This window comes from Mycolicibacterium pallens (genome assembly GCF_019456675.1).
Lineage (GTDB): Bacteria > Actinomycetota > Actinomycetes > Mycobacteriales > Mycobacteriaceae > Mycobacterium > Mycobacterium crocinum.
The window spans coordinates 2370553-2389383 of sequence record NZ_CP080333.1; the positions used below are offsets into that span (position 1 = coordinate 2370553).

An 18831-nucleotide genomic window follows, 5' to 3' on the forward strand; every position below is an offset into this window, starting at 1 on the left:
GGGGCGCGTGGCACGATGGTGCCATGGCCAAACTGGACTTCGACGAGCTCAACGCCACGATCCGCTACGTGATGTTCTCGACCTTCGCGGCGGAGCCGGGCGAATTGGGCTTTGACGAAGAGTCCCGCGCCGCGATCGCCGACGAGACCGCGACCTTCCTCAAACAGCAGGAGGACAACGGCGTCGTCGTGCGCGGCATCTACGACGTCGCGGGTCTGCGCGCCGACGCCGACTTCATGTTCTGGACCCACGCCGAGCGGATCGAGTCCCTGCAGGCGACCTACAACGACTTTCGCCGCACCACCACGCTGGGCCGGGCCGTGACCCCGGTGTGGAGCGCCGTCGCACTGCACCGGCCGGCCGAGTTCAACAAGAGTCACATCCCGGCCTTCCTGGCCGGCGAGGAGCCGGGCAACTACGTCTGCGTCTACCCGTTCGTCCGTTCGCTGGACTGGTATCTGCTGCCCGACGATGATCGCCGCAAGATGCTCGCCGACCACGGTATGGCCGCCCGCAGCTACAAGGACGTGCGCGCCAACACGGTGCCGGCCTTCGCACTCGGCGACTACGAGTGGATTTTGGCTTTCGAGGCTCCGGAGCTGTATCGCATCGTCGACCTGATGCGTGACCTGCGGGCCACCGAGGCCCGTCGGCATGTGCGCGAGGAGACTCCGTTCTTCACCGGTCCGCGGATCGGTGTCGAAGAGTTGGTCGCCAAGCTCCCGTAGCAAACGCGCCTGCCAAGTCCCTGTTCGGCAGCTCCGAGTTCGCTACGATTGCGGCAACGTGAGTTCTGCACGGCCGACACACGATCGGGGGCCCGGGTGAGAGGGCTGAGGGCGAAGCAGGCCATAGCCTTGGTCGTCGGCCTTGCCCTGTGCGTCTTGCCGATCTGGCTTGTGGTGACACTCGCCTATTGGTTGAGCGGGTCCCATCTGTCGCTCGCCACCAGCGCCGACAACCTGATGATCGCGCTGGCCGCCGTCGCGACAGTGGCCTCGGCCATGACCGCCCGGACCAATCGCGGCCGGGTGCGAATCGCATGGGTGACAACGTCAATCGGTCTCGGTTCGTTCACCCTCGGCGCCGTTCTCTGGCTCTTCTATCGGCTGTTCCGGGTCGAGCATCCCTACCCATCGATTGCGGACATCGCGTATCTCGTGTTGCCGATTGCTGTCGCGATCGCGTTGCTGCTGCTGTCGTCCGGGTTCAGTCGCGCATCGAGGACCAGGTTGGTCGTCGACGGGCTTGTGGTCGCCGGATCGTTCACCATCGTCGGCTGGATCACCGTGCTGGATAAGGTCGGGAAGGCCGCCCCGGACGACGGGCTCAAAGTGGCTATCTCCGCCAGCTATCCGGTGCTGGACGCAGCTGTCCTCACCATCGGTGTCCTGGTCGTGATGCGTGCCCAAGCTGGGCAGCGCCGGACTCTGGCCCTGCTGACGTCGGCAATGCTGGCTATCGCGATCTCCGACGTCGCATTCGTTTACCTGACAGCGACGCAACAGCCGACGGCTGATGCGCTTCTCTACCTGGGATGGCTTGGCGGGCTGGGATTGTTCGTCGCTGCAGCCGTCACCGGACGCAGCTTCGCCCATCGCGATGTTGTTGTCGCGCAACCGGTTTCCTGGACATCCGTGTGGCTGCCGTTCGTGCCGCTGTTGCTGGCCAGCGCGGCGGTGTACACCGAGTCTCCCGAGGAGATCAGGGCGGGGCCGATACCGGTCATCGGGATCGTGCTGTTGCTGGCGTTCAGCGCGCGGCAGCTTCTGGTGATGAGCGAGAACCGTACCCTGCTCGCGACGGTGGCCGAGCAGGCGCTGCGCGATCCGTTGACCGGTGTCGGCAACCGCATCGTGTTCCGCGACCGTCTGAATCACGCCATGCAGATGCGTCAACGTGAAGGCTTGTCGGTCGGGGTTCTCGTTATGGATCTCGACGACTTCAAGGTGGTCAACGACACCCTGGGTCACCCGGTCGGTGACGAGCTGCTCAGCCTGGTCGCCGACCGGATCGTCGCCAGCGTGCGAGCCGGTGACACGGTGGCGCGCCTGGGCGGTGACGAGTTCGCGGTCTTGATCGAGGGCCGGGTGGACAATTCGCAGCTGATCGCTCACCGTGTGGTCGAGGCGTTCGACGAGCCGTTCATCGTCGACGGGCAGGATCTGCTGATCCGGCCCAGCGTCGGACTGGCGGTCGCCGAGCAGGACGAACCCGATCTGCTCGCCGAGGATCTGCTCAAGCGTGCGGACATCGCGATGTATTCGGCCAAGCGGTCCCGCAGTGGCGGTGTGCACCTCTTCAACTCGGAGATGCTGCTGGTGGAGACACCGGACAGTGACCTGTTCGCCAGTGGGCCGATGCCGGCGTCCCGCACGGGCGCCGGCACGATCCGGTTGCTGGGCGAGCTCCGTCAGGCCATCGACCACCTCGAACTCACCCTGGTGTACCAGCCGAAGTTCGACCTCGACACGGGGTCGATCGTGGGGGTGGAAGCGCTGGTGCGCTGGCCGCATCCCCGGCGCGGCCTGCTGTCGCCCGACGAGTTCTTGCCCCTCGTGCGCCGCTACGGGCTGATGGGCTCGATCACCGATCTGGTGGTCAACCAGGCCCTCGATGACGTCGTGCGCTGGAATACCGATTCGCTCGAAGTGCCGACGGCGGTCAACCTCTTCGCGCCGTCGATGGCCGACCTACGGTTGCCCGGCAAATTCGCCAAGGCGCTGGCCGACCGCGACCTGAGTCCGTCGCAGCTGACCGTCGAGATCACCGAGGACCTGTTCCTCGACAACATGGACCGCACCAAGACGGTGCTGGATCAATTGCGGCAGAACGGAATTCGGATCGCCATCGATGATTTCGGCAGCGGGTACTCGGCGCTGTCGTATATGCGGGATCTGACTGTCGATGAAATCAAGCTGGACCGCCACTTCATCGCGCCGATCCCCGCCGACCGGCGGGCGGCCGCCGTCGTGCGGGCAGTACTCAATCTGGCCGGCGAGCTGGGGTTGACCACCGTCGCCGAAGGCATCGAGACCGCGACCACAGCGGATTGGCTTCGAGAGCACGGCTGCAACATCGGGCAGGGCTACTACTTCAGCCCGCCGTTGACGGCCGACAAATTGCGCGACGTGTTGATCAGGTGCAGAGAATCCGGTGCCCGGGAGACGTTGGCCTGCTCGGTCCGGCGTGGCTCGAGCCACTGGTCAGATGCTGATGTTCCCCAAATCGAGCTGATGCCGTAGTTAGACTGACGGTGCCGTCAGATAATGCGTTGGGGGCGTGGGGAAGGTTCTCGCCATGCCCAGGACTTCCTATGTCGCTGTTGGTGCGGCGGCCGTCTTTGCCGCGTTTCTGGTGTTGATTCTGGGTGACTGGCCATTCGGCCCGCATCTGTCGCTCATCGACGACCTCGTCTTCGTGGCGATGTCGGTTCCGCCTGTCACCTTCTCGCTGCTGACGGCTCGGGCGGTCGAGGGCCGAATGCGACTGGCATGGCTGTCCCTGGCCATCGGCTTACTCGGGTGGGGGATCGGAGAAGCGCTCTGGGCGTACTACGAAATACGCCTGCACGAGGTCCCGTTCCCCTCGATCGCCGACGCGGCATATCTGGTGTTCCCCGTCGGTGCCTGCGTGGCGCTGCTGCTGTTCCCGGTCGGACACACCACCCAATCGCGGTGGCGGCTGTTTCTCGACGGGATGATCGTCGCGGGATCGCTGTTCCTGGTGAGTTGGGTGACGATCCTGGCGCCGCTCTACCACTCCGACCAGTCGGATCGGTTGGCATTCATTGTCTCCCTTGCCTATCCGATATCGGATCTGGTGATCTTCACGGTCGCCGGGGTGGTCCTGGTGCGGGTGAGTGGCCCCTACCGGCTGTCGCTGACCTTGCTGACGTTGGGATTGGCCTGTTTTGCGTTGTCCGACAGCGCTTTTGTGTATCTGACTGCCAAGAGTGAGTATGCCTCCGGCAATGTCATCGACATCGGCTGGGCGGCAGGCCTTTTACTCATTGCCGTGGCCGCGGTGGCAGGTCGCCAGGGTGCGTACGAGCACGGCAGTGCGGTGGCCCTGCCCGGGTGGGCATCTGTGTGGCTGCCGTTCGCTCCGCTGATCCTGGCCGGGCTCGTTCTGGCCGCAAAACCCGCGCCGCTGCTCGAGTCTCGAGTGGTCTTGGTAGTGACGGCCCTGCTGGTGGTGATCGTCATCGCTCGCCAATTCGTGTCGGTGGGCGAGAACCGACGGTTGGTGGCCACGGTCGTCGACCAGGCACTGCACGATTCGCTGACTGGGCTGGCCAACCGCGCGCTGTTCAACGAACGGCTCGCGCAGGCGATGCGGATGCACGAGCGCGAGGGGCTCCCGCTGGCCGTGGTGGCGGTGGACCTCAATGACTTCAAACTGGTCAACGACAACCTCGGTCATCTGGTCGGTGACGATCTGCTGATCGGAGTTGCCCATCGGCTGCTGAACTGCGTGCGCGCCAGCGACACGGTTGCCCGGGTCGGCGGTGACGAGTTCGCGGTGCTGGTCGACGGCGGTGCCGAGACGGCCGAAGGTGTCGGTCACCGCGTCGTCGAAGCATTCGAGGAACCGTTCCTGCTCAGCGGTCACGAGCTGCTGATCAGGCCCAGCATCGGACTGGCGACGGCCGAGCCAGATGAACCGGACCTGTCCGTCGAGCAGCTGCTCAAGCGTGCCGATATCGCGATGTACACGGCCAAGCGGTCTCGGGCCAGCGCTGTGCAAACGTATTCCCCCGAAATGCAGCTGCTCGCCGATGCCGACGACAAGCGACTGTTCGGCGCACCCCCGCCGCAGCCCGGCCTCGGGGCCGCTGCGGCGATCCAGCTCCTCGGCAAGCTGCGGGTGGCCATCGAGCACAGCGAACTCACACTGGTGTATCAGCCGAAGTTCGATCTGCGCACGGGCGAGATCGTCGGTGCCGAGGCGCTGCTGCGCTGGCCCCAGCCGGACGGCACTGTGCTGGCCCCGGACCAGTTCCTGCCTCTGGTCCGCCGGCACGGGCTGATGGGCTCGGTCACCCAACTGGTGATCGGCAAAGCGCTCGACGACGCCCGGTCGTGGCACCGGGCCGGAGCTGACGTCTCCGTGGCGGTCAACCTCTTCGCGCCGTCGGTGGCCAACGTCGATCTGCCGGAGACGATCGCACACGCGCTCGCCGATCACGGCCTGCGCCCGTCGGCTCTGACTGTCGAGATCACCGAGGAGCTGTTCATGGACAGCACGGAGCGGACGCGCACTGTGCTGGAAGAGCTGCGGCACAACGGGATCCGGATCGCGATCGATGACTTCGGCAGTGGCTATTCCGCGCTGTCCTATCTGCGCGACCTGCCGATCGACGAGGTCAAGCTCGACCGCACCTTCATCGCTTCGATCCTGATCGACCAACGGGCCGCCGCGGTGGTGCGGGCGGTGGTCGACCTGGCTCATGTGCTGGGGTTGACGGTCGTTGTGGAAGGCGTCGAAGACGAACAGACCGCGGCATTGGTGCGCGAACTCGGCTGCGATATCGGCCAGGGCTTTTTCTACGCGCTTCCGCTACCGCCGGACGAGTTGCTGGAAATGGTCAAGACTGCCGTTTCCGGTTCTCTGCAGGGGCGGCGTTGCTAACGTAACACTGCTGTAAAAGCCGTCTTCGCCGAAACATTCGCGGCAGTGAACGTGGCGGTGAGGGGGTGGTATGCGCAACGGACGGGCTGCCGTCTTCATCGCTGCTGCCGGTGCCGCCATCGCCATGTGGCTCATCGGAGACTGGGTGCCGCCGGCCGCGCTCAACCGAATCAACAACGTCCTTTTCCTCGCCGCCCCGTCGCTTGCTGCATGCAGTGCGGGCTGGGCAGCGCGGTCCTCGACGGGTCGCTATCGGATCGCGTGGATTTGTCTGACGGTCGGCCTCTTCGGGTGGGCGGTGGGCGCGGCATCAGTCATCTATGTGGAATCGATTCTCGGCGGGCGTCTGCTGACCACCAGTCAGACGTGGCCCTTCGTTCTCTTCCCGATCGGATGCGGTGCGGCATTCTTACTTTTTCCCACTGGCTTGACCAAGCGACACCTGGGCCGGTTCCTCCTCGACGGCATGGTCGTCGCGGGCTCGTTCTTCTTGGTGTTCTGGCTCGTGGTGATGGACGAGGTGTACAAAGCGGGCGGTACAGACAAACAACTGACGCAATTTCTACCAGCGGTGTATGCGGCGCTGGAGATCGTCGTGTTGACCTTGGGTCTGCTGCTCATAGTGCGCGGCCCGTCAAGTCAGCGCGCGACTCTGGTGCTGCTGACAGCCGGCCTGCTGGGGGTCATCCTGTCCGATAGCGTCTACACCTACATCACGGTAAAACACGTCTACCCGCACGGGTCGTTCGTCGACACCGGCTGGATTGCCGGAATGTTCTTGATCATGATCGCCGCGCTCACGGCTCGACAGCCGACGGCGCCGCCGCCGAAGGTTCGCACAGAGTCGGCCTGGGCGTCGGTCTGGCTGCCCGGCCTCACCGCAATTCTTGTGCTGTTGGCCGCGATGACCGAGCCGATGGTGGATTTGACCTCACGCCCGGTGATGGTGCTTGGTGCCTGTCTGGCGTGCGCGATCTTCATCCGCCAGTTCCTGGCGATCAGTGACAACCAGCGGCTGCTGGCGGAGATGGCCGATCAGGCGCTGCGGGATCCGCTCACCGGGGTGGCCAACTACACCGGATTCAACGAGCGGCTGGCCGAGGTGATGGAACGTCGGGAGCGCGACCGGGCACCGGTTGCGCTGATGGTGTTGGACCTCAACGACTTCAAGCTCGTCAACGACAGCTACGGCCACCCCGCGGGGGATCGGCTGCTGATGTTGGTGGGGGACCGGATCACCCGCGCCGTGCGCCCCGATGACACGGTGGCGCGTCTCGGCGGCGACGAGTTCGCGGTCGTCATGACCGGACCGGTCGACGATTCCGAGCGGGTAGGGGCCCGCGTGGTGGACGCCTTCACCGCGCCGTTCATGGTCGACGGGCACGAACTGGCGATCCGGCCGAGTGCCGGGCTGGCCCTCGCCAAGGCCGACGATCCGGGGCTGGACGCCGAAACGTTGCTGAAACAGGCTGATACCGCGATGTATTCGGCGAAGTGGGCGGGGTCGGGCGGCGTGCACCTGTTCACTCCCGAGATGGCCTCGACGCGCGTGGACCGGGAGTTGTTCCGCACCACCGACGTACCCGAACGCAGCGGATCGGCGGTGCTGACCCTGCTGAGCGATCTCCGGCACGCGGTCAACCGGGGCGAGCTCACGCTGGGCTATCAACCCCAATTCCGGTTGAATACAGGCGATCTCGTTGGTTTCGAAGCCCTGGTCCGGTGGCCCCAACCGGACGGCAGTGTGCTCATGCCGCTGGACTTCCTGCCGATGGTCCGCCGCAACGGGATGATGGACGAGGTGACCGACCTCGTGCTCGGCAAGGCCTGTGAAGACTGCGCTCAGTGGCGGGCGACCGGGATCGAGGCCTCAGTTGCGGTGAACCTGTTCGCCCCGCTCCTGGCCGATGCGACGGTGCCAGGTCGCGCCGCGGCCGCCCTCTCGGCGAGTGGCCTTCCGCCGTCGCAGCTGACGATCGAGGTCACCGAGAACATGGTGCTCGGTGACCTCGCTCAAACCCGGCACGTGCTGAATCAGCTACGCGAACAACACATTCGGGTAGCCATCGATGATTTCGGCACGGGATATTCGACGCTGTCGTATCTGCGCGACCTACCCAACGACGAAGTCAAACTGGACCGTTACTTCGTCGCGCCGGTGCTGACCGATCCCACCGCGGCGGCCGTCGTGGTCGCTGTGGTCAACCTCGCGCACACGCTCGGGATGACCACGGTGGCCGAAGGCGTCGAGAACGCGCAGACGGCGGCGTGGTTGCAGAAGCACGGCTGCGATATCGGGCAGGGCTACTTCTACGGCGCGCCTATCGACTTCGACACGTTGCTGGAACGCTTCGGGCCCCGGCGGGCCGCTACTCCTCGGACGGCACCAGCTTCAGCGAAATCGAATTGATGCAGTAGCGCTGATCGGTGGGCGTCGGGTAACCCTCGCCGCTGAAGACGTGACCGAGGTGGCTGTGGCAGTTCGCGCACAGCACTTCCACCCGGTGCATGCCGAGGGTGTCATCCGGACGCAGGATCACCGCTTCGGAGTGCGACGGGTCGAAGAACGACGGCCAGCCGCAGTGCGACTCGAATTTCTCTGTGCTGCGGAACAATTCGGTGCCGCACGCCCGGCAGACGTACACACCTTCGGTCTTGGTGTCGGTGTACTCGCCGGTGAAGGGGCGCTCGGTGCCGGCCTCGCGGAGTACGGCGTACTCGGCCGGGTTCAGCCGTTTGCGCCACTCGTCGTCGGTCAGTTCGAGCTTGGGGGCTGGGATCGAACTCATGGGTTCACGTTACCGTGGCGTCCGCCCGGGGTTCTCGCATCCACGGCGGATCGATGCCGTCGGCCAGCCGGTCCTCGGCCTTGGCGTCGGCATAGCGGAAATACAGCACGCAGAACACCACGATCAGCATCAGCGACCAGCCGTAGGTGATCTTCATGTACTCCAGGAAGCGTCCCGTCGTCGGCCAGCGCCACATCAGCCAGCGGTCCATCGTCAGGAACCCGTAGGTGGCAAGCCAGGCCGGCCAGTTGCGCACCACCGAATTCGGCAGCACGACGGTCATCAGGAACGGGAACAGCATCATCGAGTAGTAGCCCTGGGCCAGCGAGAGCACCAGCCACGACGCAATCAGCAGCACGCCCGACGAGGTGAGCATCCAGAACAGCGGGTCGCGGTGCTTGTAGTAGCGGTGCAGCAGCCACAGGCTGGCCACGGCGAGCACCAGGAAGATCACGCGCAACAGCAGGATCAGCCACGTCGGCAGCCCGTAGTACACCCCGTTGCCCAGGACCGAGCTGTTGAAGTAGTCGCGGGTGGAGAAGATGTACGGCAGGGTGCGCTCGACGAAATTCATCGGGTCGGCCACCAGCGGCCACGCCGCCAGGTTGAACACCACCGGCACGGCGATCGCGGCGACGATTGTCCGCCACTGCTTGTTCAACAGCGGCAGCAGCAACAACACCCCGAGCACCGGCTTGACCACCAGTGACAGCCCGATCACCACGCCCGCCCACCACTGGTGAATGACCTTGCCGTCGAGCAGCCAGCGGAAGAACAGCACCTCGCACAGCAGGATGCAGCCATTGATGTTGGTGAACACCAGCGTGTTGGTCACCGACTCGGTGCAGAACATGGCCAGCAGCAGCGCGGGCAGGGCCACCGAGCTCAGCGGGAACTTGAACAGCCGGACCAGCAGGCACGCGGCGATGATCATGGCCACGGTGTTGAAGAACACGAACCAGTTGTGCGAGGCGAAGACCGGCAGATAGCCGAACGGCGCCATCAGCAGGGTGCCGCCGGGCGGATACAGATAGTGCGGGTCGACGTAGTCGAAGTGTTCGTTGTAGATGTCGAGGCCGCGACGGAAGTTCGACACCGCCCGGTAGACGGGTCCGAAGTCGTCGGTGATGTAGCCGTTGGACGACAGCACATAGCTGCGGTGGATGATCGACATGATTGCGATGGGCCACAGCACCGAACGCAGAATCGCCGACGTGCTGGGCGGGCTGGTCCGAGGGCGGAATGCGGCCAGCAGGCCGGATCGCGATGAGTCAGCTAGCGCCACGTCGGAACCGTACACCGACCGGCTGCCTCAGATGCTCAGGCAGGGCAGTAGGTGTCGGTCGGGGGCATGTTGCCGCTGTCCAGATAGCTCATCATCGGCGGCAGCGCGCAGGCGGTGTAGATGCTGGCTCCGTGGCCGATGCCCTGCCACATCACCCGCTTGCTGGCCGCGCCGGCGTTGATGATCGTCGCCGCCGATGCGGGCACACCCTGGTTGCCGGCGATCGGATCGTTCTGCACGCCCAGCAGCAGCACATTGACCTTTAGGTCCTTGGGCTCCTTGGGTGCGGCACCGCTCGGCCAGTTCAGGCACCTCACCAGGCTGAGCGCGCCGACCGTGCCGAACTGCGGATAGAGCTTGCCCCACTGGACAACGAGTTCGCGTACCCGGTCGGGCGTCGGGCGGTTCAGGGCGTCACTGCACGAGTTGATGAACTGGCCGTCGCTGTCGCGCATCGCTTCGGCCCGGTTGATCAGGCTGTTCAGCTGGTTGGCATCACCACCGCGGGCGGCCGCGAGGATGTTGGCCAGGTTCACGGTGCTGCCGATCCGGTCGCCGCTGGGGAAGCCCAGCGCGGTGACGATCGCGTTGGCCAGTACGGCCACCGACACCCCGCCCGGGCCGCGGCCGGCGCGGGCGGCGGCCAGCAGCGAGTCGACGGCGCCCTTGGGGTCGGGTCCGAGCGCGCAGTTGACGGCCACGCACTGCTGGGCGAACGCATCGAGGGCAGCCTGCTGGCCCTTGACCTGCTCTTCGGCCGCGGCTTCGGCGTTGACACCGGGTGGCACGGGGGAGTCGAGCACCAGCCGGGCCACCTTGTCGGGATGCGAGCCGGCGTAGGCCAGGGCGATCTGGGCGCCGTTGCCGACGCCGATCAGCGCGAGGGCCGGGACATCCCAGGTGCTGCGTAGTCGTTCGAGATCCTCGGCGGCGCGGGCGTTGTCGTAGGCGGAGTCGCCGGGGGCGATGGTGTCGGTGCAGCTCGTCGTCGCGGTCATGGTGATCGCGCCGAGGTTGGCCACCGGGTCGTCACCGGACTCGAACTGGGCCTGGTCGCGCATCTCCTGGCGGTCGAACGAATCGCGGCAGTCCACCGGGCTGGACAAGCCGATGCCGCGGCGGTCCACCGAGACGATCGGATGGCTCTTCAGGACGTCGGCGCCCGACCGCGACAGCCACACCGGCAGCTGCATGGACGACGGGATGTCGGTGCCGGTGGTGAACACCAGCGGGCCGGCGTCGGGCGGGGTCTGCACCGATCGCGCCCGCACCACACCGATACTCACCGTCCCGGTGGCTCCGGCGATCGGGTCCAGATCGGCGTCGTAGTTGGCGCACTCCAGAATCACTCCGGGCGCCGGCGGCGCGCCGGCGTCACCGAAGACCTTCGAGGTGCAGTCCTTCCAGCCCAACTCGTTCTTGGGCACCGCGATGGCCGGGGGGCCGCCGGCCGGTTTGGTGGTCGTCGGCCCTGACGGGTTGTGCGCATGGTCGCTGGCGAACTGCGGGTTTGCCGCCAGCCACGGGGCACATCCGGTCAGCAGAGCCGTCAACACCGCGGTGCCGAGGCTGACCGCGGCGCAGACCCGACGATCGCGCATGCCCACCACCCTAGCGACACCGCACGCCTGGATAGCTCAGCCGACGCGCGTATAGCGCCCGTACAGATAACCGTCGGCGTCGGACAACAGGTGCTTGCGGCGCAGCGCGGTCAGCACGTGGCCGGAGCCCGCCGCGATCCGCGGGGCGTCACCGCCGACCAGCATGGGAGCGGTGGTCAGGCACAGCTCGTCGAGCAGGCCGTGTTCGACGAAGGTGCCCATCAGGGTGGGTCCGCCTTCGCACAGCACCCGGCGCAGCCCGCGCTCGGCCAGCGCGGTCAGGGCGGCCGCCGGGTCCACCTCGGCCGGATCGTCGCCGGAGCAGGCGATCACCTCGGCCGCGCCGCCCAGTCGCGAGCTGGTGTCCGCGGCGACGTCGTGGCAGGTAAGCACCAGCGGTGTCACCTCGGTGCGGGTCAGCACCGGCCAGTCGTTGTCGACCCGCCCGGAGCGGGTGACCAGTGCGATGGGCGGAACCTCGCTTTGGCCGCGCCGCTGCCGGTTGCCGCGCTGGGCGACCGTCATCTGTGCGCCCGAATAGTTCTCGGCGTGCGCGGTGCCTGCGCCGACGACGATGACGTCGGCCAGTTCGCGCAGGACCCGGAACAGCCGCCGGTCGCCCGGACCACCCAGACCGCCCGAGGTGCCGTCGGTGGCGGCGCCGCCGTCGAGGCTGATGATCGCGTTGCCGCGAACCAGGCAGCGGGTCAGGTCGTGGGGGTAGGCATAGAGCTCGTAGAGCCGGTCGTCGTCTATGGGGCCGGCGTCGTCCAGCAGTGTGAAGTACGTCCCATCCGGGTCGCTCGAGCTCGGGTCGGCCATGACGTCGATTGCAGCACGTCGTTAGGGTTCGTGTCATGGACCGCCTCGTCGACCGGCACCCGACCGTGTCCCCGGAGCGGCTCGTCGCCCAACTCGTCCCGCCGCCCACGTTCGCCGACGTCAGCTTCGCGACCTACCGGCCCGACCCGGCCGAGCCCACCCAGGCCGCCGCGGTCGACGCCTGCCTTGCGTTCTGTGAGGAGGCGGAGCGCAGGCGGGCCGGAAAGAAGAAGCTCTTCGGCAAGCGGGAGACCGTGCCCGGCACCGGTATCTATCTCGACGGCGGCTTCGGCGTCGGCAAGACCCATCTGCTGGCGTCGTCCTACCGGCAACTACCCGACTCGGCCGAACATCCCAGGGCCTTCGCCACATTCGGTGAGCTGACCCAGCTCGCCGGTGTCTTCGGATTCGTGGAGTGCATCGACCTGCTGGCCGACTACGTGGTGGTGTGCATCGACGAGTTCGAACTCGACGACCCAGGCAACACCACCCTGATTTCGCGGCTGCTGTCACAGCTCGTCGAGCGCGGAGTCTCGATCGCGGCGACGTCCAACACCCTGCCCGAACAGCTGGGCGAGGGCAGGTTCGCCGCCCAGGATTTCCTGCGCGAAATCAACACGCTGGCAAGCATTTTCACCACGGTGCGGATCGAAGGCCCGGACTACCGGCATCGCGGACTTCCGCCGGCGCCGCAACCGCTCTCCGATGAGGAGGTGGCCGCCAAGGCCGCCGAGCAACCCGGGGCGACCCTCGACGACTTCGATGCACTGTGTGCGCACCTGGCGACCATGCATCCGTCGCGCTATCTCACGCTGATCGAGGGCGTGCGGGGCGTGTACATCACCGGTGTGCATCCGATCGACGACCAGAACGTGGCGCTGCGACTGGTGGCGCTGACCGACCGGCTGTACGACGCCGGCATCCCGGTGGTGGCCTCCGGCGCCAAACTCGACACGATCTTCTCCGAGGAGATGCTGGCCGGCGGCTACCGCAAGAAGTACCTGCGGGCGACGTCGCGGCTGCTGGCGCTGACCAGTCCGGGTGGGCTTTAGCTCAGTCGCTCAGTCGTCGGATTCGGTTGCCGAGCGGATCTTGGTGAGCTCGCCCAGACCACTGACCAGCAGCACCCGCATCAGCACCGGGTTGGCGATGATCTGCACCGACTCGGCGTGGGGGACAAGGGCATTGATGGCCGCACTGTCCAGGTAGTCCACCGCGCTGAGGTCGACGGTGAGGACGTCGGTGCCGTCGCCGGCCCCGGCGTTGAGTGCCTCGGCGAAATCGCCGACGTTACTGGCGTCGATCTCACCGGTGGCGAGCAGAGCGAGCTGGCCGTCGGCGGCTCGTTCGATGCGGATGTTCAGCGGCGTGCTCATCGGCGGATCCTCGTCGACAGGCGGACGACGGTGCCGGTGGCGTCGGGGAGGATCGCGACATCCTCCATCAACGCTTCCATGATCTGGATGCCACGGCCGCGGTGGGTGTATCCGGTCTGCTTGGGCTTCCAGGAGCCGGAATCGGTGATGGTCAGGCGAAGCAGGTCGACGTCGGAGGTGGCCTGCAGGGTGATGGTGCCCTCGCTGTGGCGGTAGCCATGCTCGATCGCATTGGTGACCGCTTCGCCCGCGGCGACGAGCACATCCTGCGCCTGGTCGTGGTCGATGCCGGCCGCGGTCAACCAGTCCCGCAGTGCTGCTCGAGCCGGAGCCAGATGCATGGCATCGGCCGGGATGGTCACTTCTAGCGGTTTGGGATGTCGGTAGATCAACAAGGCGACGTCATCCTGATATCCGCCCGGCGGGGCCAGGCTTGTCATTATCTGGTCGGCCAATTGATCGAGATCCAGGGCGCTGTCATCGCGAATGACGTTGGTAACCTGGTAGATTCCGTCGTCGAGCGAGTGGCGTCTGCGCTCGACGAGGCCGTCGGTGTAGAGCAGCAGGGTGGCTTGCGCGGGCAGGGCCACCTCGGCCTGCGGGCGTTGCCGGTCCGGCCGGATACCCAGTGCGAGGGAGTGGCCGCCTTCGAGCAGGCTGGTGCTGCCGTCGGCGCACACCATGATCGGCGGCGGGTGCCCGGCGCTGGAATACACCAACTCCCCGGTGTCGGGATTCAGGATCGCGCAGAACGCGGTGGTGGACTGCGCGCCGGGCAGTCGGGCGGCAAAGCGGTCCAGACCCGCCAATGCCGCTGCGGGACTGGATCGTTCGAGCAGCAGCGCGCGACAAGCGCTGCGCAGCTGTCCCATCACCGTTGCCGCGGTCAGATCGTGACCCACGCAGTCACCGACGACCAGAGCGATCCGGCCGTCGTCGAGCGCGATCACGTCGTACCAGTCACCGCCCACCTGCAGGGGATGCGAGGCCGGCTGGTAGCGCACCGCGAACCCGGCGGGCAGGTCAGCTGGGCCGAGAATCGAATGTTGCAGTGCCAGCGCGGTTTCGCGCTGTTGGTCAACCTGGTGAACTCGCTGCAGGCCTTGCCCTAGCCGGCCGGCGAGCACGGTCAGCAACGTCATGTCCTCGGGGGTGAACGGCCGCTCCTCGGGCAGATCGATCCAGATCACCAGAATGCCGCGCGGATGTTGCAGTGCGATGCCCGCCGACCCGGCAATGCTGATGTCGGGGGTGAGCAGGTTCCCGGTGCTGCCCAGCTCGGTGATCCGTTCCCGCACCTGTGTCGAAAGGCTTTCCCACAGCGCCTCGTTCGCATCGCCGGCGAACTCGGGGCGCTCCGGTCCCGGCGCGGCGGTGTTGGCCCGGACCGGGAAGATCGCGGCGAAGACCCGCAGTGCCGACCACTGCCCGCGCAGCTGCTCCAACGCGCCGTGCAGGGCGTCGTCCACCGCATCGGCTTGGGCCAGTTGCTGATTCAGTGTCGCCAGGGCGGTCTGGCGCTGGACGCTGTAATGCTCGGCTGTGACGTCGCGGAACGTGCCGACCATGACGCCGCGGCCGGTCTCGGGGTCCTGGGCGTGGGCGATGTTCGCGGTGATCCACACCCGGTGCCCATCGCGGTGGTTCACCGGAATGGTGTAGCTGCCGAGCGGCTTCTCCGGGATGCCGGCGAACGCGTCGACGATCAGCCGGTGCGCTTCGGGCTGGGTGTCGGCGTTCGGCCACCACGGATGTTCCGGCGCATACGGCAGATCCTCGGGCCCGAAGCCCAGGATATCGGTGAACGCTTTGTTGATCTCGATGACGGCGCCGACTTCGTCGCAGACGAAGAACGCCTCCTGCAGGGACTCCACCAGCGCCGTGCGCCAGCGGGTGTGGTGGCTGCGGAGCCGGGCCAGTTCGATGTTGGCGCGCACGCGGGCCAGCAGTTCGGCGGCCACGAACGGCTTGACAAGATAGTCGTCGGCACCGGCCTGCAGGCCTTCGATCGAGGCCTCTTGACCGGCCCGCGCCGACAGCAGCAGCACGGGTACGCCCACGGTGTGCGGATCGTTGCGCAGCGCGGTCACCAGTGCCAGGCCGTCGAGGCGCGGCATCATCACGTCGCTGACCACGAGGTCGGGACGGTCAGCCCGGATGCGGACAAGGGCCTGCTGACCGTCGGAGACGGCATCGACGTGATATCCGGCGCCGCGCAGCAGGCGGACCAGGTACTCGCGCATGTCGGCGTTGTCATCGGCCACCAGAACACGCCGGGGTGCGACGACGGCCGGCGTCGGATCCGGCACCGCGGGCAGGCCGCCGTCGTCGCCGTCGGGCAGCCAGCGCAATGCCTCCTGCACGTACGGCTCGGCGATGTTCGACGAGCGGCTGGTCCCGGCCGGGCTGAGCGACTCGGCCGGCAGATGCCCGGCCCCCAGTGGTAGCCGGATGGTGAAGGTGGTGCCGGCGTCTTCGACGCTCTCGGCGGTGATGCTGCCGCCGTGCAAGCCGACGAGTTCCTTCACCAGCGCCAGCCCGATACCGCTGCCCTCGGTGGATCGGGCGCGGGCACTGTTGATCCGGTGGAACCGCTCGAACAGCCGCGGCATCTCGGCGGCAGGGACACCGATCCCGGTGTCGGCGACGCTCACCACCGCCTCGTCGCCGTCACGGACGACGCGCACCGTGATCGATCCGTCGAAGGTGTACTTCAGCGCGTTGGACAGCAGGTTGAGGATGACCTTTTCCCACATGTCGCGGTCCAGGTACACCGGCTCGGTCAAGGGCTGGCAGTCGACGATCAGCTGCAGATCGGCGCGATCGATGGCTGAGCGGAACACACTGGCCAGTTCGGCGGTCACCTCGGCCAGGTCTACCGGCTCATAGTGCGCCTGAACACGATTGGCTTCGATCCGGGAGAAGTCCAGCAGGGTATTGACCAATTTGGCCAGGCGCAGGCCGTTGCGCTGGATCACATCCAATTCCTGCTGGGCGTGCTCGTCGACGCCGGGGTGGGCGCGCAGCTCGCCGACGGGCCCCAGAATCAGCGTGATCGGGGTGCGGAACTCGTGGCTGATATTGGAGAAGAACGTCGTCTTGGCACGGTCGAGCTCGGCGAGCTCGTCGGCCCGCCGCTGCTGTTCGCTGTAGCTGCGGGCGCTGGAGACCCCGGTCGCGATGTGGCCGGCGACCAGGTTGATGAAGCCGCGGTACTCGTCGTCGAGCGGCCGATAGCGGTTCAGCGCGGCGACCAGGAAACCCGACGGCGTACCGCCTTGGGCTTGAAGCGGAGTCACCAGCGCGTGCGTCGGCGGCTCCTGCCAGTCGCCGGTCGGCAGATCGGTGAACGGTTCTCCGACGAGGTCGACCACAACGGATCGACCCTGAGCCGGCTCGTCGACGGGCCAGATTCCCGAGCCGTCGGCGGGCATCACCGCCGGCGCGGCGGGATGATCGGCGGCGATGCCGCTGACACCGGCCAGGCGTGCGCCGCCGGCGTCGTCGAACAGGTAGGTCAGGCTGAACGGCAGATCGCGCTGGTTGCCGGCGAGCTGGCGAGCCGCGAAGGCCAGCATCTCCTGCTCGGTGCGCACCACGGAGGGATCCGAGCCGAGGTGACGCAAGGTGGCCAGCCGGCGCTCACCGATCACCCGGTCGGTTTCTTCGCTGACCACGCACAGGACACCGACCACCTGGCCGGAATCGTCGCGCAGAGGGCTGTAGGAGAACGTGTGGTACGTCTCCTCGGGGTAGCCCGACCGTTCGAGGAAGAGCAGCAATCCCTGGTCCCAGGTCGCCTGGCCGGTCGCCAGGACCCGGTGGACCCGCGGACCGACGTCGTCCCAGATCTCGCTCCAGACCACGTGGAGAGGGCGGCCCAGCGCCCACGGGTATTTCCGGCCCAGGGTGTCGCGCCGGTAGGCGTCATTGCAGAAGAACGTGAGATCCGGTCCCCAGCCCATCCACATGGAGAACCGGGAGGAGAGCACGAGGCTGACGGCGGTTCGCAGACTCTGCGGCCAGTCCGCGGCGGGACCTAGCGGAGTCGACGCCCAGTCGACTTTCGCCAGATCATCACCGACACGATCGTCGGGGCCGGATGCTGATCCAACGTCCACCCAAACGTCCTTTCGGCTAGATCCGGCCTGGTGTGATCAGCCAACGGAGTTCACCTTACGGTCCCGTTGCTAAACCAGGGCCGCAGTCGAGCAACCGTCACATTCGTGGCGCCGGCTATAGCTGCAGCGTCATGACGAAATCGTGTTCAAGGTGCGGCCCCATGGGGAACGTCTTGGTGCCGGCGACGGCGAAGCCGTGTTTGCCGTAGAACCGTTGCGCGCGACGGTTTTTCTGGTTGACACCCAGCCACAGACAGCGCGCTCCGGCGCGGGACGCGTGGGTCACCGCGGCGTTCATGAGTGCGGCGGCGACGCCCGAACCGTGGCTGTCGGCGAGCACGTAGAGCTTGGACAGTTCGATCGCGGGCCGCAGGGTGAGCGCCTTGGCGACGTCGGGGTCGGTACCGGCACCGTCGATCAGCATGGCGTACCCGACCATTCGGCCCCCGATGCGGGCGGCGAGCACGGTGCGCGACGGGTCGGCCAGGTAGTCGGCGAATCGCTCGGGCGACAGGTTGGCGGCGATGAAGGCTGCGATCGCATCGGGTGGCGAGGTCGGTGGGCACGCCAGCGGGAAGGTGACGGCGGCCAGTTCGGCGAGCTCGCCGACGTCGGCGCCGACGGCTTCGGCTATCTGCGCGGCGTCAAAGTTCTTGGTAGCGGCCAGGTTTACAGGTTCCACTGGGCCAGGTGCTCACCGGTGTGCGGATTGATCAGGACCACGGTGGACACCAGATCGCGGTAACAGTCCCAGAACACCCGGCCACCGACGGTCGAGCCCTGCGGTGCGTTCTGCAGCGCGTATTGAAGTGCGTCCGGCGCATCGGAGTTCCGCGGCAGATAGGCGTCGCCGGTCTGGGTGACCCCGCGGAAGGAGAATGTCGTCGCCAGCACGGATGGACTCGGCACCGCGACCGGCCGCACCACCACGGTGCCGGAGTAGATCTGGAAACGCGGCGAGTGCGGGGGATAGCCGAAGCCCGGCGGGACGTCCGAGGGCTGTATATCGGTGACGGTGACGTCAGCGATGATCCCGTTCGTCTGTACCCGCAGCGTGTCACCGAGACGCCCGATCGGTGCGTCGACCGCCGCGGCCGGGGCGGTGCCCCCCAGGGCCACGAGTGTCAGTACGGCCAGCACCGCAGACAGTAGAGAACGCACGTGCTCCTCCTCACCCCCACAGGCATGATGGCACACCTGCTC

At 66.7% G+C, this 18831-nt stretch carries 13 protein-coding genes; 5 read left to right on the plus strand and 8 right to left on the minus strand.

Annotated elements, in window-relative coordinates; translation table 11 throughout:
* Positions 1-23 precede the first annotated feature (23 nt).
* The 4 genes from hemQ (at position 24) to K0O64_RS11705 (ending at position 8044) form a co-directional block, all read left to right on the plus strand.
* Complete coding sequence (gene hemQ, locus K0O64_RS11690) at positions 24-728, plus strand: hydrogen peroxide-dependent heme synthase (RefSeq protein ID WP_071945682.1); 705 nt, start codon at positions 24-26, stop codon at positions 726-728.
* Between the two features lie 156 nt (positions 729-884).
* Complete coding sequence (locus K0O64_RS11695; RefSeq protein WP_225933692.1) at positions 885-3245, plus strand: putative bifunctional diguanylate cyclase/phosphodiesterase; 2361 nt, start codon at positions 885-887, stop codon at positions 3243-3245.
* A 55-nt stretch (positions 3246-3300) separates the two neighbouring features.
* A complete protein-coding gene (locus tag K0O64_RS11700; protein ID WP_071949930.1) occupies positions 3301-5634 on the plus strand; it encodes a putative bifunctional diguanylate cyclase/phosphodiesterase in 2334 nt (777 codons plus the stop codon).
* 70 nt (positions 5635-5704) lie between these two features.
* A complete protein-coding gene (locus tag K0O64_RS11705; RefSeq protein ID WP_096311198.1) occupies positions 5705-8044 on the plus strand; it encodes a putative bifunctional diguanylate cyclase/phosphodiesterase in 2340 nt (779 codons plus the stop codon).
* On the opposite strand, the gene msrB is transcribed toward K0O64_RS11705, so the two are convergent.
* The 4 genes from msrB to K0O64_RS11725 are packed head-to-tail and all read right to left on the minus strand — an operon-like array spanning position 8004 to position 12131.
* Positions 8004-8423, minus strand: a complete 420-nt coding sequence (msrB, locus tag K0O64_RS11710) for a peptide-methionine (R)-S-oxide reductase MsrB (protein WP_071945676.1) — start codon at positions 8421-8423, stop codon at positions 8004-8006. The two genes, K0O64_RS11705 and msrB, sit on opposite strands and share 41 nt — an antisense overlap.
* Before the next feature lie 4 nt (positions 8424-8427).
* A complete protein-coding gene (gene aftC, locus K0O64_RS11715; RefSeq protein ID WP_220046377.1) occupies positions 8428-9723 on the minus strand; it encodes an arabinofuranan 3-O-arabinosyltransferase in 1296 nt (431 codons plus the stop codon).
* Between the two features lie 20 nt (positions 9724-9743).
* Positions 9744-11309, minus strand: a complete 1566-nt coding sequence (locus K0O64_RS11720) for an alpha/beta fold hydrolase (RefSeq protein ID WP_071949929.1) — start codon at positions 11307-11309, stop codon at positions 9744-9746.
* A gap of 36 nt (positions 11310-11345) precedes the next feature.
* Positions 11346-12131, minus strand: a complete 786-nt coding sequence (locus tag K0O64_RS11725; protein ID WP_071945672.1) for a pyrimidine reductase family protein — start codon at positions 12129-12131, stop codon at positions 11346-11348.
* Positions 12132-12166: 35 nt separating this feature from the next.
* Here K0O64_RS11725 and zapE point away from each other — a divergent pair, with 35 nt between their 5' ends.
* Positions 12167-13183: a cell division protein ZapE gene (zapE, locus tag K0O64_RS11730; RefSeq protein ID WP_071945670.1), complete on the plus strand. Its 1017-nt coding sequence runs from the start codon at positions 12167-12169 to the stop codon at positions 13181-13183.
* A gap of 9 nt (positions 13184-13192) precedes the next feature.
* Here the strand turns inward: zapE and K0O64_RS11735 are convergent, their stop codons facing one another.
* From K0O64_RS11735 to K0O64_RS11750, 4 genes are all read right to left on the minus strand, one after another.
* Positions 13193-13507 (minus strand): STAS domain-containing protein, encoded by a 315-nt coding sequence (locus K0O64_RS11735; RefSeq protein WP_071945668.1) that lies wholly within the window; start codon positions 13505-13507, stop codon positions 13193-13195.
* The gene (locus K0O64_RS11740) at positions 13504-17628 is read right to left on the minus strand and encodes a SpoIIE family protein phosphatase (RefSeq protein ID WP_220046378.1); all 4125 of its coding nucleotides are present in this window, start codon (positions 17626-17628) and stop codon (positions 13504-13506) included. Before K0O64_RS11740 ends, K0O64_RS11735 begins: the two co-directional genes overlap by 4 nt.
* Positions 17629-17743: 115 nt before the next feature.
* Positions 17744-18262 carry a GNAT family N-acetyltransferase gene (locus K0O64_RS11745; RefSeq protein ID WP_156909932.1) on the minus strand — a complete coding sequence of 173 codons (519 nt, stop codon included), beginning with the start codon at positions 18260-18262 and terminating at the stop codon, positions 17744-17746.
* A gap of 35 nt (positions 18263-18297) precedes the next feature.
* Positions 18298-18789 (minus strand): hypothetical protein, encoded by a 492-nt coding sequence (locus K0O64_RS11750; RefSeq protein WP_071945664.1) that lies wholly within the window; start codon positions 18787-18789, stop codon positions 18298-18300.
* Positions 18790-18831 lie beyond the last annotated feature (42 nt).

Coding starts and splice junctions, on each gene's coding strand:
- K0O64_RS11735 (WP_071945668.1), bottom strand. CDS start 13,507: ATGAGCACGCCGCTGAACATCCGCATCGAACGAGCCGCCGACGGCCAG.
- K0O64_RS11700 (WP_071949930.1), top strand. CDS start 3,301: ATGCCCAGGACTTCCTATGTCGCTGTTGGTGCGGCGGCCGTCTTTGCC.
- K0O64_RS11725 (WP_071945672.1), bottom strand. CDS start 12,131: ATGGCCGACCCGAGCTCGAGCGACCCGGATGGGACGTACTTCACACTG.
- K0O64_RS11705 (WP_096311198.1), top strand. CDS start 5,705: ATGCGCAACGGACGGGCTGCCGTCTTCATCGCTGCTGCCGGTGCCGCC.
- msrB (WP_071945676.1), bottom strand. CDS start 8,423: ATGAGTTCGATCCCAGCCCCCAAGCTCGAACTGACCGACGACGAGTGG.
- K0O64_RS11720 (WP_071949929.1), bottom strand. CDS start 11,309: ATGCGCGATCGTCGGGTCTGCGCCGCGGTCAGCCTCGGCACCGCGGTG.
- zapE (WP_071945670.1), top strand. CDS start 12,167: ATGGACCGCCTCGTCGACCGGCACCCGACCGTGTCCCCGGAGCGGCTC.
- hemQ (WP_071945682.1), top strand. CDS start 24: ATGGCCAAACTGGACTTCGACGAGCTCAACGCCACGATCCGCTACGTG.